At 63.2% G+C, this 12,970-nt stretch carries 14 protein-coding genes; 6 read left to right on the top strand and 8 right to left on the bottom strand.

Going from position 1 to position 12,970, the window contains the following annotated elements:
* Positions 1-244 precede the first annotated feature (244 nt).
* The 3 genes from moaA to L6637_RS06290 form a co-directional block, all read right to left on the bottom strand.
* On the bottom strand, positions 245-1,279 hold the full coding sequence (moaA, locus tag L6637_RS06300; protein ID WP_237869646.1) for a GTP 3',8-cyclase MoaA: 1,035 nt from the start codon (positions 1,277-1,279) through the stop codon (positions 245-247).
* Between the two features lie 121 nt (positions 1,280-1,400).
* Positions 1,401-1,883 carry a hypothetical protein gene (locus L6637_RS06295; RefSeq protein WP_237869644.1) on the bottom strand — a complete coding sequence of 161 codons (483 nt, stop codon included), beginning with the start codon at positions 1,881-1,883 and terminating at the stop codon, positions 1,401-1,403.
* A 155-nt stretch (positions 1,884-2,038) separates the two neighbouring features.
* Positions 2,039-2,728 carry an HAD-IA family hydrolase gene (locus L6637_RS06290; protein ID WP_237858827.1) on the bottom strand — a complete coding sequence of 230 codons (690 nt, stop codon included), beginning with the start codon at positions 2,726-2,728 and terminating at the stop codon, positions 2,039-2,041.
* Positions 2,729-2,894: 166 nt separating this feature from the next.
* Between L6637_RS06290 and rpiA the strand changes: the two genes are divergently transcribed.
* From rpiA to gor, 3 genes are all read left to right on the top strand, one after another.
* Positions 2,895-3,593 (top strand): ribose-5-phosphate isomerase RpiA, encoded by a 699-nt coding sequence (gene rpiA / locus L6637_RS06285; protein WP_237869642.1) that lies wholly within the window; start codon positions 2,895-2,897, stop codon positions 3,591-3,593.
* Between the two features lie 21 nt (positions 3,594-3,614).
* Positions 3,615-4,127 (top strand): DUF2059 domain-containing protein, encoded by a 513-nt coding sequence (locus L6637_RS06280; RefSeq protein ID WP_237869641.1) that lies wholly within the window; start codon positions 3,615-3,617, stop codon positions 4,125-4,127.
* An 80-nt stretch (positions 4,128-4,207) separates the two neighbouring features.
* Positions 4,208-5,596: a glutathione-disulfide reductase gene (gor, locus tag L6637_RS06275; RefSeq protein ID WP_237869639.1), complete on the top strand. Its 1,389-nt coding sequence runs from the start codon at positions 4,208-4,210 to the stop codon at positions 5,594-5,596.
* 54 nt (positions 5,597-5,650) lie between these two features.
* On the opposite strand, the gene L6637_RS06270 is transcribed toward gor, so the two are convergent.
* The 5 genes from L6637_RS06270 to L6637_RS06250 form a co-directional block, all read right to left on the bottom strand.
* On the bottom strand, positions 5,651-7,294 hold the full coding sequence (locus tag L6637_RS06270) for a porin (protein WP_237869638.1): 1,644 nt from the start codon (positions 7,292-7,294) through the stop codon (positions 5,651-5,653).
* A 241-nt stretch (positions 7,295-7,535) separates the two neighbouring features.
* A complete protein-coding gene (locus tag L6637_RS06265) occupies positions 7,536-8,003 on the bottom strand; it encodes a hypothetical protein (RefSeq protein WP_237869637.1) in 468 nt (155 codons plus the stop codon).
* Between the two features lie 149 nt (positions 8,004-8,152).
* On the bottom strand, positions 8,153-8,302 hold the full coding sequence (locus L6637_RS06260) for a hypothetical protein (RefSeq protein ID WP_237858817.1): 150 nt from the start codon (positions 8,300-8,302) through the stop codon (positions 8,153-8,155).
* Positions 8,303-8,403: 101 nt separating this feature from the next.
* Positions 8,404-9,699, bottom strand: a complete 1,296-nt coding sequence (locus tag L6637_RS06255) for a DUF892 family protein (protein ID WP_237870025.1) — start codon at positions 9,697-9,699, stop codon at positions 8,404-8,406.
* 86 nt (positions 9,700-9,785) lie between these two features.
* Entirely contained in the window at positions 9,786-10,793 is a 1,008-nt protein-coding gene (locus L6637_RS06250) for an alpha/beta fold hydrolase (RefSeq protein WP_237858814.1), read from the bottom strand.
* An 861-nt stretch (positions 10,794-11,654) separates the two neighbouring features.
* Here L6637_RS06250 and L6637_RS06245 point away from each other — a divergent pair.
* From L6637_RS06245 to L6637_RS06235, 3 genes are all read left to right on the top strand, one after another.
* The gene (locus L6637_RS06245; protein WP_237858812.1) at positions 11,655-11,858 is read left to right on the top strand and encodes a hypothetical protein; all 204 of its coding nucleotides are present in this window, start codon (positions 11,655-11,657) and stop codon (positions 11,856-11,858) included.
* Positions 11,859-11,983: 125 nt separating this feature from the next.
* Complete coding sequence (locus tag L6637_RS06240; protein ID WP_237859413.1) at positions 11,984-12,319, top strand: hypothetical protein; 336 nt, start codon at positions 11,984-11,986, stop codon at positions 12,317-12,319.
* A gap of 12 nt (positions 12,320-12,331) precedes the next feature.
* A complete protein-coding gene (locus L6637_RS06235; RefSeq protein WP_237869636.1) occupies positions 12,332-12,952 on the top strand; it encodes a general stress protein in 621 nt (206 codons plus the stop codon).
* Positions 12,953-12,970: the final 18 nt, after the last annotated feature.

The following is a 12,970-nucleotide window of genomic DNA, read 5'->3' as shown; positions in this document are numbered from 1 at the left end:
ACGCCCGGCCGGCGTGCGAAAAGCACGCGACCCCACGGATCGCAGTCCGAAAGCGATTGCGGCGTCAGTCCTCCCCTCGTGCCTTGCTGTCTTGACCGCGACCGCCAAAGGGGCGGGCCGGCTTATGGCTGCCGGGCAAGCAAAGGCGGTCGCACCAAATCAGCGGGCTTGTGCGCCGTCAATCGGAAAATGGACAAATTGACGACCGGTCAAAAGGTTAAGCGAGCCGGCAGGCGGCGAATCCTCAGCCGCCGGTGACGCTCATATGCCTGGAGACGCTGGGGCGGTCGTGGCGGCGGTCGATGATGAAATCGTGGCCCTTGGGCTTCAGCCCGATGGCGCGGTCGATGCTGGCTGCAAGCAGGGTGTCGTCGCTGGATGCACGCAGAGGTTTGCGCAAATCGGACGCATCCTCGTGGCCGAGGCAGGTGTGCAGCGTGCCGGTGCAGGTGATGCGCACCCGGTTGCAGGATTCGCAGAAATTGTGGGTCATCGGCGTGATGAAGCCGAGCTTGCCGCCGGTCTCGGCAACGCTGACATAGCGCGCCGGCCCGCCGGTGCTCTCGGCCAGATCCGTCAGCGTGAATTGCTGGGCGAGCCGCGCGCGCACCAGCGAGAGCGGCAGATATTGGTCGATGCGGCCCGCGCCGATCTCTCCCATCGGCATCACCTCGATCAGGGTGAGACCCATGTTCTTGCCATGGGCCCAGCGCATCAGCTCGGGGAGCTCGTCCTCGTTGAGATTCTTCAGCGCGACCGCGTTGATCTTCACGGCAAGTCCTGCAGCGCGCGCCGCTTCGATGCCTTCCAGCACCTTGTCGATCTCGCCCCAGCGCGTGATCTCACGAAATTTCTTGGGATCGAGCGTATCGAGCGAGACGTTGATGCGGCGGACGCCGCAATCGGCAAGCTCCTGCGCATGTTTTGCCAGTTGCGTGCCGTTGGTGGTCAGCGTGAGCTCGCCGAGCGCACCGCTCGCCAGATGGCGCGACAGCGAGCGCACCAGTGTCATCACGTTGCGACGGACCAGCGGCTCGCCGCCAGTGAGCCGCAGCTTCTTCACGCCCTTGGCGATGAAGGCGGAGCAGAGCCGGTCGAGTTCCTCCAGCGTCAGCAGGTCCGCCTTGGGCAGGAACGTCATGTCTTCCGACATGCAATAGAAGCAGCGCAGGTCGCAGCGATCGGTGACGGAGACGCGCAGATAAGAGATGGTGCGACCGAACGGATCGGTCATCGCGCTCGACAGCGCAGCGCTTGGGGTCGCGACAGGTCCGTTCATACCAATTGCCTTGCCAAATGCCTTGTCACTTACGGCGACGGGCGCACCTTTGCTTCAGCGGTGCTCTGCGGCCAATCTAAGCATGGTATGCCACGAGGACAATCGTGCAGTGCACGGAAGATCAGCGCTTGCCCGCGTTCGGATCGGGGAACGCCGAACCGGCTGCGGGCGGTGCAGCATCGGCCGGCGCCGCGGCGGGCGCGGCTGCGGCCGGCTTCGGCTTCTTCGGCCGGTGCGGCTTCTTCTTCACGGGCTTCGGCGGCACTGCCGGCTGGAGTTCCGCGAAGACCGGGTTCGGGTCGGTGGAGACCGTAGCCGACGTGGTGAGATCGCCGGGATTCTTGATCACGTTCACCGGCACGGTGGTCGGCTGATATTTAGGCAGCGCGAAGGTGACCGTGAATGGCGCGTCAGGGGCAGGAACCGAGACGGAGCAGGGGGTCTTGCAGCCCCCACCCAGCGAGGTCGTCGCATCGGCCCCCGGGGGATTGGATTCGAGCCGGACCTGGAGGGTCGGCGGCGCCGATTTGAACATGTCCCAAGACATTGAGGAGCAGCCACCTAGGCTCGCTCCCGCTAACGCAATCGCGATGACACGACGCATGACCATCCACTCTTCTGCGACGAACCGCCACATAACCCCGCGCGGACCTTAGGAGCGTCGTTCCGGGCAAGCAACCGGCGGACAATGCATAGTTAATAGATGGTTAACGCGGGATTCCCTGGGATAGTCGAGCTGTCTCAGGTCCTTGCCGGGCGCTAGGCGGTCATCAGGCTGTGGGCGGCGGCCGGCAGGTCACGCATGTGATGGATCAGCCGGTCCGGCTTGAGGTCGACGATGGGCACGTCCGTATAGCCGAAGCTGACCCCGATGACGGGCACACCGGCGCGCCGGGCCACGCCGACGTCGGTTCCGGCATCCCCTACCATGATGCTGGCTTTGACCTCGCCGCCCGCCCGCGCCACGGTCTCGCGAAAAATGGTCGGATCTGGCTTCTGAACGCCGAACGTATCCGCACCGCAGATTGCCGCGAAGCGGCGGCTCAGGTCGAGCTGGTCCAAAAGCCGCTTCGACAGCCATTCCAGCTTGTTGGTGCAGACTGCCAGCCGATGGCCCTGCGCGGCGAACAGGTCGAGCGCGTCAAGCAGCCCCTCGAAGGGGCGGGATTCGACGGCAATATGGTCGCCGTAATAGGCGATGAAATCGGCCGTCATCCGGTCCATGTCGGCAGGCGTGACCATCCGCCCCTCGGCCTCCAGGCCCCGCTCGATCAGCTTCCGGGCGCCGGCGCCGATCATGTTACGGGCCGAGGCCATCGGCACCGGCGGCAGGCCTTCGCGGTCGAGCACGTAGTTCAGTGCCGTGATCAGGTCCGGCGCCGTATCCACGAGCGTGCCGTCGAGATCGAAGACGAGGGTGTAGGGGCCGGTCTTGTCTTTGGAGGTCATGCAAAAAGCGCTATCGGTCCGCCCGGGCCGACGCAAGGGGCAGGGCCATAAGATCAGCTTATAGGCCTGTTTCCGGGCCCTGTTCTCGCGGGGAAAACGAGGCTACATAGGCCGCCGCAAGCGACTCTATCCGCGGCACACCTGACTTTGAGAGGCAGGCGCAAACGTGAATATGGACCAGTTGAAGCGGCAGGCTGCGGCGCGCGCGCTGGAGGAGGTGCGTGACGGGATGCAGCTTGGGCTCGGGACCGGCTCGACCGCCAAGCATTTCGTCGAGCTGCTGGGAGAGCGCGTTGCCGCCGGGCTCAATGTGATCGGCGTGCCGACCTCGGAAGCGACCCGGGCGGATGCGGAGCGCTGTGGTGTGCCGTTGACCACGCTTGACGAGATCGACCATCTCGATATCACCGTCGACGGCGCCGACGAGATCGATCCAGAGCTTAATCTGATCAAGGGCGGCGGCGGGGCATTGCTGCGCGAGAAGATCGTGGCGGCCGCGTCGGATCGCATGATCGTGATTGCCGACGACACCAAATGGGTGCCGACGCTCGGTCGCTTTCCGCTGCCGGTCGAGGTGATCCCGTTTGGCCTCGGTGCCACCCGCCGCGGCATCGAGAAGGCATTTGCGGAATGCGGCGTTTCCGGGCAAATGGCGGTCCGCAGGGCCAAAGATGGCCACGTTTTCGTCACCGATGGCGGCCACTGGATCGTCGATGCCCAGCTCGGACGTATTGCCGATCCGGCGAGCCTCGCCAAGGCGCTGAGCGCGATCCCCGGCGTGGTCGAGCATGGGTTGTTCATCGGCTTGGCCAGCTCGGCTGTTTTGGCGGGTGGCGAGGGAATCCGCGTGATTGAACGGCGATAAGCCGCCAAAAGGAGACTAGGAATGAAGAGCGTTTTGATGATCGTGTGCCTCGCCTTCGCGCTGGCGCTGGGGGCCGTGCCCGCGACCGCGCAACAGCAGGCGGCGCAGCCGCCGCTGACCCCGGGGGCCATTGCCGCGGCAAAAGAGATTTTGACGCTGAAGAACGCCAGCGCGATGTACGCCGGCGCCGTGCCCGGCATGGTCGAAAAGGTCAAGGCCACGCTGATCGGACAGAACCTCAACTACCAGAAGGATCTCAACGAGCTCGCTCCTGTTATCGCCAAGCAGCTGGCCGGCCGCGAGCAGGAGATCGGCGACGGCATGGTGGGGGTCTATGCCGGCATGTTCACCGAGCAGGAGCTCAAGGATCTCGTCGCCTTCTACAAGTCGCCGCTCGGCCAGAAGCTGCTCACCGCCGAACCCAAGGCCATCAACCTCAGCATGCAGGTCATGAACGAGTGGGCGCAGCACTTCTCGGAGGTCGTCGCCAGCGCCTTCCGTGCCGAGATGAAAAAGCGTGGCAAGGATATCTGACAGCACCTATCTGAGAGGATAGCTGATCAGGAAGCCCCAAACGCGCGTCGCGGTTTGGGTTGAAGAGGTCGGGGTGGACAATGGCTGAATTCGACGTCGACCTCTTTGTCATCGGTGGCGGTTCGGGCGGCGTGCGTGCCGCCCGCATCGCGGCCGGGTACGGCGCCCGCGTGATGATCGCGGAAGAGTACCGCATGGGCGGCACCTGCGTGATCCGCGGCTGCGTGCCGAAGAAGCTGTTCGTGATCGGCTCGCATTTTCGTCACGAACTGGAAGATGCCGCCGGCTTCGGCTGGACCGTTCCGCCCGCGAGCTTCGACTGGCCGACGCTGATCGCCAACAAGGACAAGGAGATCGCGCGGCTGGAAGCGGCCTACACGACCAATGTCGAGAAGTCGGGCGCGCAAATCGTCAAGAGCCGCGCAGTGATCGAGGACAAGCATACTGTCCGCCTGCTCGCGGACGACAAGAAGATCACCGCGAAGTACATTCTGATCGCCACCGGCGGTGCGCCCAATCATGGCGCCCCGATTCCCGGCATCGAGCACGTGATCTCGTCCAACGAGGCGTTTCACCTCAAGAAGCTGCCGAAGCGGATCGTGATCCAGGGCGGCGGCTACATCGCGCTGGAATTCGCCGGCATCTTCGCCGGCTTCGGCTCCGACGTCACGGTGATCTATCGCGGCGACAATATTCTGCGCGGCTTCGATGAAGACGTGCGGGCCCATGTCCGCAGCGAAATGGAAAAGCAGGGCATCACCATTCTCACCGGCTGCACGGTGACGAAGGTCGATCGTCACGGAGAGGAATTCACCACGCATCTGTCGAACGGCTCGAGCCTCGCGTCCGATCAGGTGATGTTCGCAATCGGCCGCCATCCCAACGTGGCCAATCTTGGCCTCGAGAACGCCGGTGTCGCCATCAACCCGAAGAACGGCGGCATCGCGGTCGATCATTTCTCCAGGAGCTCGGTCGACAGCATCTATGCGATTGGCGACGTCACCCATCGCTTCAACCTGACGCCGGTCGCGATCCGGGAGGGCCATGCCTTCGCCGACACCGTGTTCGGCAAGCGCGAGGTGCAGGTCGATCATTCCAACATCCCGACTGCGGTGTTCTCGCAGCCGGAGGTCGGCACGGTCGGTCTGACCGAAACCGAGGCGCGCGCGCAGTTCAGTCACGTCGACATCTACAAGACGACGTTCCGCCCGATCAAGGCGACGATGTCGGGCCGCGACACCCGCGTGCTGATGAAGCTCGTGGTCGACGGTTCGACCGATCGCGTGCTCGGCTGTCACATCGTCGGCGATTGCGCCGCCGAGGTGACGCAAGCCGTCGCGATCGCCGTGAAGATGAAAGCGACCAAGGCCGATTTCGACGCGACCATCGCGTTGCATCCGACCGCGGCGGAGGAGCTCGTGACGATGCGCACGCCGACCGCGCGCCACGTGCGCCAGGCGGCGGAGTAGGGCGGATAAAAACGGGGAGCCGCGATGGGCTCCCCGCTGTCTTCTTGCTTCTGATCAGAAGTCGAACGTCATTCCTGTCGTGACGGCTTCGGCCTTGTTGCCGGCAACGACATTGTTGTTGGCATCGCGCCCGCAGACACCGTAGCCGTGTCCGCTGACACCCAGGCAGTAATGCGCGCCGGGGCCGTTGCGCAGATAGCTGCCCACCATGTACCAGCTCACGAACGGGCTGAAGTGATACTTCACGCCCAGCGCGTACTGGTCGGCACTGGAGTCGACGGTGTTAAGCGCGAAGTCGGCGGCACCGGCCGGAGCGGAGACCGCGACCCCTGGGGTGGGATAGGCGTTGATGACGCCCGTGCCCGGCGAGCCCGGCGAGGCATTGGCGTGAGCCCAGGACGCACTGAGGTCCCATTTGTCGACGGACTGGGTCGCGCTCAGGAAGTAGCCGTCGCGCGATCGCTCGTTGAAGGCGGCGACCGTGTTCTCGCGGCGCATGATCTCATAGATGCCGTAGAGCTGCAGGCTGCCGATCATGTCGTTGAACTTGTAGCCCGCGCCGACCTTTGCGGCCCACTCGTTGGCGATGCCGACCGCTCCCGTCGGCACCGTGAGCACGCCGCCGTTGCTCAGCGGTGTCACGGCCTCGTCGCCGGTTCGGTTGGTGCCCTCGTGCATCTCGTAAGCGGCGACGCCGGTGAAGCCACCCTGATTGTAGGTCAGCGATGCGCTGTAGAGGTTGCCGTATGAGCCGTCGGTGCAGCCCTCCGGCGCCGATGTGAGCGGGAAGCCCGAGCCGCTGCCGCGCGACGAGGTCGCAGGGCAGTTGAAATCGCCGAGGGCAAAGTCGCTGTTGTCCTTCGCCGTGTTCTGGCCCGGCGAGATCATGAAGGTGGCCTGGAAGCCGTTCCAGACCGGCGATTCATACCAGATCGCATGCGCGGCGCGCCAATCGAACTCGGCGCGGAGATCGCCGCCGGTGTTGCCCATGATCGAGTTGTAGTCGCCGAGCGTCGCCGAGAACGGATCGAACTTCGCCGTCGCCTTCTTGTAAGGCGTGTCGGCCTTGCCGGCCTTGATCGTACCCCACGGACTCTCCATGCCGAGGAAGCTGTCGCGCGTGCCAAACGCGGCGCGTTCGGTCGGAACGGCTGCGACCTCGACGAGCGACTCGAACTGCGCGATGGCCGCCCATCCGGGATAGCCATACGGATCGAGGTTGTGCCGCGCGCGAACCCCGAAATAGGTCAGGTTGCTGGCGACGCCGAACTTGGTGCCCTGATCGTAGACGCCGGGATTGAAGATGTCGCCGGAGAGGTCGACGTGGCCGTAGAGCGTCACCGTGGTGTTGTCGATGAAGGGATTGCTTCCAGGCGCCTTGCTGTAGAGCGGCGCGCCGCCAAGGCTGACGACGGTGTGCTCCGGTGCGGGTACGGGGGAGGGCGCGACCGCTGCGTGAAGAACCGGGTTGCCCTTGGGCGACCCAGGCGCGACAGCGGTTGCCGCGGCCCTCGGCTCGCTGATGTGATTGACGCGTTCGCGCAGCTGCGCGTTTTCCTTTGCAAGCTTGGCGTTGCTGCGCTCGAGCGCATCGAGGCGGGCAACGACGTCATCTATGGTTGCAGCTTTTAGCGGATGGCTAATTGTAGTTGCACAAAGGGCCGCGAAGCCTGTGCCGAGCAGAAAGGCCTTCCTCATTGGTTTCCCCTTTATCGCCGCGGACTCTCAGATGGGTCCGGGATAAAGTGGAAGGTAATGTATGCCAGATACCGTATACAATCAGATTGGTATGATGCTGGTCGCTTTCCCGACGGAGTGTGGCTAGCGAGCAACTATTCCTCGCAAAGTGTGTCGCGCGGCGATCTGCCGCATTGCGGCGGACGCGGCCGCCTTCGCGCCAAAAAGGCTAGTGGGTTTGAAGACTTGCCTTGGGCTTGCTTCAATCGCCCCACGGCGTTTCGCCGCGGGCGAGACGGCTGGCGATGTCGGTCTGGAACAGGGGCGGGCCGAACGCGAACCACTCATCGCCGATCTGGTAGACCAGCAGCCGCTTGTTCTCGGCGCAAAACTGCGTCAGCCAGTCCAGCGCTTTCTTCTTCGGCTGCTCGCCGACCGGCACCGCGACGTCGACCGGCAGGCCGCGCCAGAGGAAATTGGCGGCGAGCATGATCATGCTGGATTGGTCAGGGCGCATCCAATCCGGCAGCGGGCTCGATGCAACCAGCCAGCCGCAGATGAATTCGCGGCAGGGATGCTGCGGACGTTCGGGATAGATCGCGCATTGATGCGCGACGCTGAACGGGCAGGGCTGCCCTTTGCCCACCTTGTGGCCGCGCACCTCGATCTGCAGCCAGCCATCGCAGCAGGCGGTGCAGCTTCCGCAGGTTCTGGTGACGGCAGGGCTCACGGGCGAGCTGATGCTCCAGGCGCATTCGATCGCCTCTGAACTACCAGTCCCGTTTGCGGAGGGGCAAGCGCTTCAATAGGCAAGACCTGTAGCAGAGGAGCCTAGGTCACACGCACCCTTGAAATCGGCAGATCGAGGCATTGATCACTTCACTCGATGTCTGTGATCTTTCCCTTGCCTTGGCAGACCTCGCATTTGATCGGATAGATTTTACGGCCGGGGTGAGCGGTCTGGATGGATTTGGGAAAGCCGGTGCCATTGCACAGCGGGCAGGTATGCTCCTTGATCCTCGGGGTCATGCTGATTCTTTCCAACCGCCTTGCGGTTTGTAAAATCGGAATGTGTTAGCAATCAGCGGCCCCACGGAGTGGGACCGCCTCCTCAACGCCCAGGTGCTGACTTATTCGCCGGCGGGCTCATCCTCGACGAAGCTCTGCTCGATAGCAGCCGGCATTTTCGCCACCGACATCAAGGAACGTGCGATCTGATTGAGCAACTGATCCGCGTTCTCCTCCTCGGCCAGATTCTTCGACAGCAGTGCGACCACCCCGCTGTGGCGCAATTGCTGCGCAAGGTTGCGAGCAGTCGTGTAACCCGCAATCTCGTAGTGCTCGACACGTTGAGCCGCGCCGATCAAGCCAAGGTCCGCGGCCGCGTCGTCCTTCTTGGAGCCTTCCTTGATCACTTCGTCGCCCTCTTCGACAAGTCCCTGCATTCCCTTGCAAGGCTTGGCGCGCGGCTTCTTCCCGAGCTGTTCGAAGCACTCGTCAAGACGCTCGATCTGCGCTTCGGTTTCGGCCAGATGAACGGTAAACAGTTCGGCGAGCTGGTCGTAGCGTGCGGCCTCGATCATTTGAGGTAGCGCTTTCGTCAACTGCTTCTCGGCGTGTAGAAGGTCCCGCAGCTGATCGAGCAGCAGGTCGTCAAGACCAACGAGAGGCTCCGATGGCGAACTTTCGGCAACGATCGACGGCGCCGCGCCGGTATCGCCGCTTTGGAGTGCCGGGGATTCCATGAAAACCCAGTCGTCGCCCTCGTTCCAGGGACCTCGTGTGTCGATTTCGCCGTTATCGCCGGACCCTGTCGAGTCATTGAAGAACTGGTCCACGAGACCGGGCGTCGGAGCGATGCGGCCGATGCTGAACGTGGGCTTGTTCATGCTTTCCAGCGCGCGCGAGAACGCCTTCATGTGGGTGATTTCCCGCGTCATCAGGAACTGCAGGGCGTCCTTCGTGCCCGCGTCGTCACAGAAGTTGATCAGGCGCTCATAGACGATCTTGGCCCGCGCTTCGGCGGCAATGTTGCTGCGCAGATCGACGTCGAGTTCGCCGGTGATCTTGAGGTAGTCGGCCGTCCAGGCGTTGCCTTGCGAATTACACAGGCTGACACCACCGCCTCCGGCGATCGCGATCAAAGGATCGGCTTCCGCCGCGTCCCTGTCGAACTTCATGGGCTTCAAATGCAGCCGCGCAAGCGAGCCGACGACTTCGAGATGGCTCAGTTCCTCGGTGCCGATGTCCATCAGGAGATCCTTGCGATCCGGGTCTTCGCAATTCAGACCCTGGATAGAATATTGCATGGCGGCCGCCAACTCGCCGTTGGCCCCGCCGAACTGTTCCAGCAGCATGTTGCCGAAGCGAGGATCGGGCTCGTCGACCCGGACTGTGAACATGAGCTTTTTGACGTGATGATACATGAAGACCTCTGATTGGCGGGAGAATGCAAGGCACAACCTGGCGCTGTCATCGACGTTCCTAATTCGAAGTCGCGCCGCGCCCAGATTCAATGCAGCGTTTGCGCCGCGGCCTCGTCGACCGCAGCCATCAAGTCGGCTGTATCGGACTGCTGGATCATGTGTCCTGCGTTTGGAACGCGGTGCATTTTGCTGTGCTTGATTTCGTCATGCAGCCGCCCGGACTGCTCGTCGATGTCGATCAGGCGATCGTCCTCCCCGGCCAGGATGGTGACCGGCATGGCCAGTTCGCCGTAGGCTTTCGCAGACAGCATTGCAGCGGGGACCATCAGCGCTGCCTCGGCGGCGCCGGCACGAAGCTGCGATGGACGCACGGCCAGTGCTTTGGGGAAGCCGTCGAATTTTTGCGGGACGGATTTCGGTCCGAAAAGCTGCCGCAGCATCGCCGGCCACATCAGGCGGCTGAGGATCGGTGAAATCGTGTGACTGAGGATATCGCCAAATCCAGGGATTGCCGGCCCGGCCATTGCCATCATCGCATCGGTGCGAGCCGTCGGAAAATAATAGCCCGATGCCAGCACCAGCGCCTCGACCATTGCTGGGTGCCGGCTTGCCAGGGAGACCGCAACCGACGCTCCCCAGGAATGGCCGAGCACGATCGCCTTCTCGACGCCGAGATGCGCAAGCGCATCCTTGAAGAGATCGGCCTGGGCCGCTGGGGTCCACACGACGTTGCGGGGCCGCAGGCTGTGGCCGAAGCCCGGACGATCGAACACGATGACGCGATAGTCCCTGGCGGCGAGATCGATCAGTCCACTGGACTCGAAATCCTGGATCATGCTGCCATTGCCATGGAACAGGACCAGAGGACGGCCGGTTCCTCGCTCGACATAGTGCAGGCGGACGCCGTCGATGTCGATGAACCGTCCCTGGGGCGGGTTATCGCGCTGTGCCTTGTCGGCAAGCCGCCGATTGACGATTGCGGTCGCGGCCATCACGCCGGCTGTTGCGATGAGCGCGGAGGCGAAGGGATGTTCCGCGAGGGCAAGAAGGGTCGTGGCCGTCAGGGACGGCGAACGTTTTTTCAGAATGCGCATGAATGCTTTCGCTGAACCGGTCAGCTGTTGAGAGAATAGTCCGCCCGAAACCGTGCCGAGCCGGACGTCGCGTTGGTCGTGCCGACCAAGTCCATGCGCGGCCGAATCTCCCCCTTGGGTACGACATGCGCGTTCACGGGGCACCTGGTGCAGACGCAACAGGGGGATCGGACATTTGTTCCTCACTCCAATCGATGCGGTAAAGCAGGTGTGGTCGTGATCATTGCTTCAACGCCTCCGGCCGGCTTCTGATGGCCGCGCTCTGGCGAATGTCATTCGAGGCACCATATGCAAGGTATCACTGGCACGGACCTGACAGGCACCGGTGACCGAGAGACGTTCCCGCGCTCCCGCCAAAAACAGGAGGCGCCCGTTGAACGTTGCACTGTATCCCTTGCATCTTTGGCGCGAAGCCAAGCGTCGTTGGACCTCCAGAGGGGGCCAGGACAGAAGCCAACTGTTCCCGTCGCGAGGCACCGAGGGCTGCAATGCGTGCGGGCGCCTCGCCAAGGCTCCGGAATATTCAACTTACCTGCCCAGCGGCGATGTCGTCTATCAATGGCGGTGTTCTGAGTGCTGCAACTCCTGGCGGACCTCCGACTATCCAGCGAGAAGTGCGGATAGCCAATCCAGCCAGTCCGAGCACCTTCGCGAAAACGCCGGGCGCTGCTTGACGTTGGAAGACAGCGCTTCCGACGACGCGACGCGCAGGCAATTCAGGCGCATGAACGCTTCCTGGCTCGCTCTTGCCGAGACGCAGGATTGGCTCGACGGCGCGGTAGCGCCGGTCGCACGGCCCTTGCCGCCAGGGCGCACAGGCGCGATCTCGTCGATTCCACACCCGCGGCGGGGACACTTGTCATGACTGAGAAGCGCAACCGCGTACGTCGGGCGAGTTCGCTCGGCGAGCGTTTGGCGGCCGATGCCGTAAGCCTGCGTGAGCAGGCCGCGCGCCTCGAACCCGGTGCAGAACGCGATGCACTCTTGAAGAGAGCACACCGCAACACGATCGCCGCCGATATCAACACTTGTCTGACCTCTCCAGGGCGCCGGCCGCGGGATTAGCCAACACGCAGGGACGGGCCCAGCCGCTGCCAGTTGTGACCGCGAACGCGATGTCTCGAAGCGAATACGGAGGAACGAAAGCTCCGATGGGGGCTTGGCTTACTCCTTATACTCTGGAGACAATCATGAAACGTCCATCACTCTTCGTTTGTATTTCTTTACTTGCGGCTGCCACGGCATTGGCGACAGCTCCGGCTTCGGCGCAAAATCCGCCGGCGCAATCAGGACCGAACAACAACGCGGTTAATAGTTCGGGGAAGAACAACTCCGACGCGCCGGTCGCCGGTCGCAACAGTTTCACTGAAGGACAAGCCAAGTCGAAGATCGAAGACGCCGGGTATGCCAACGTCACCGCGCTGAAGAAGGACGACAAGGGTGTTTGGCGCGGCCAGGCCAGTAAGGGTGGATCGGCCGCCGCGGTCAGCGTCGACTTCCAAGGCAACGTCAATTCAACCAAGTAAGAAAGAATCAACATGACTGTTACGATTTCCCGTCTTTACGACAAATACAGCGACGCCCAGCGGGCGGTTCAGCGGCTCGAGGCTGCCGGCGTGCCGCATTCTGACATCAGCATCGTCGCCAACAATTCCGACAGCTGGTTCAACAGCGACAAGAAGGTCGATCGCGATCGCGATGGCGTCGACGATCGCGCCGAAGGTGCCGGAAAAGGTGCCGGCATCGGTGCGGGCGTGGGTGGTACCGCGGGTCTTTTGGCCGGCCTTGGCTTGCTGGCGATCCCCGGCCTCGGACCTGTTGTCGCAGCCGGCTGGCTGGCCGCGACTGCAGTCGGTGCCGCCGCTGGAGCTGCGACTGGCGGCGTCGTCGGTGCGCTCACCGAGGCCGGCGTTTCGCGGGAGGATGCAGACTCCTATGCCGAGGGCGTTCGTCGCGGGGGTACGCTGGTGTCGGCGCGGGTCGCAGATGCCGACCGATCCCGGTTCGATTCGATCTTGAACGAGTCCGCTGTCAATTTGCGGGACCGCAGTGTCGCCTGGCAAAAGAGCGGATGGAAGTCGTTTGATCCTGCGAGCCAGCCTTATGGTGCCGAAGAGGTCCGCAAGGAGCGGCAGCTCTACGGCGGGGCACTGCGCTAAGTGAGCTTTCTGCGGCCC

This window comes from Bradyrhizobium zhengyangense, from assembly GCF_022012435.1.
Classification (GTDB): domain Bacteria; phylum Pseudomonadota; class Alphaproteobacteria; order Rhizobiales; family Xanthobacteraceae; genus Bradyrhizobium; species Bradyrhizobium zhengyangense.
This window is presented reverse-complemented; position numbering and strand designations above follow the sequence as displayed.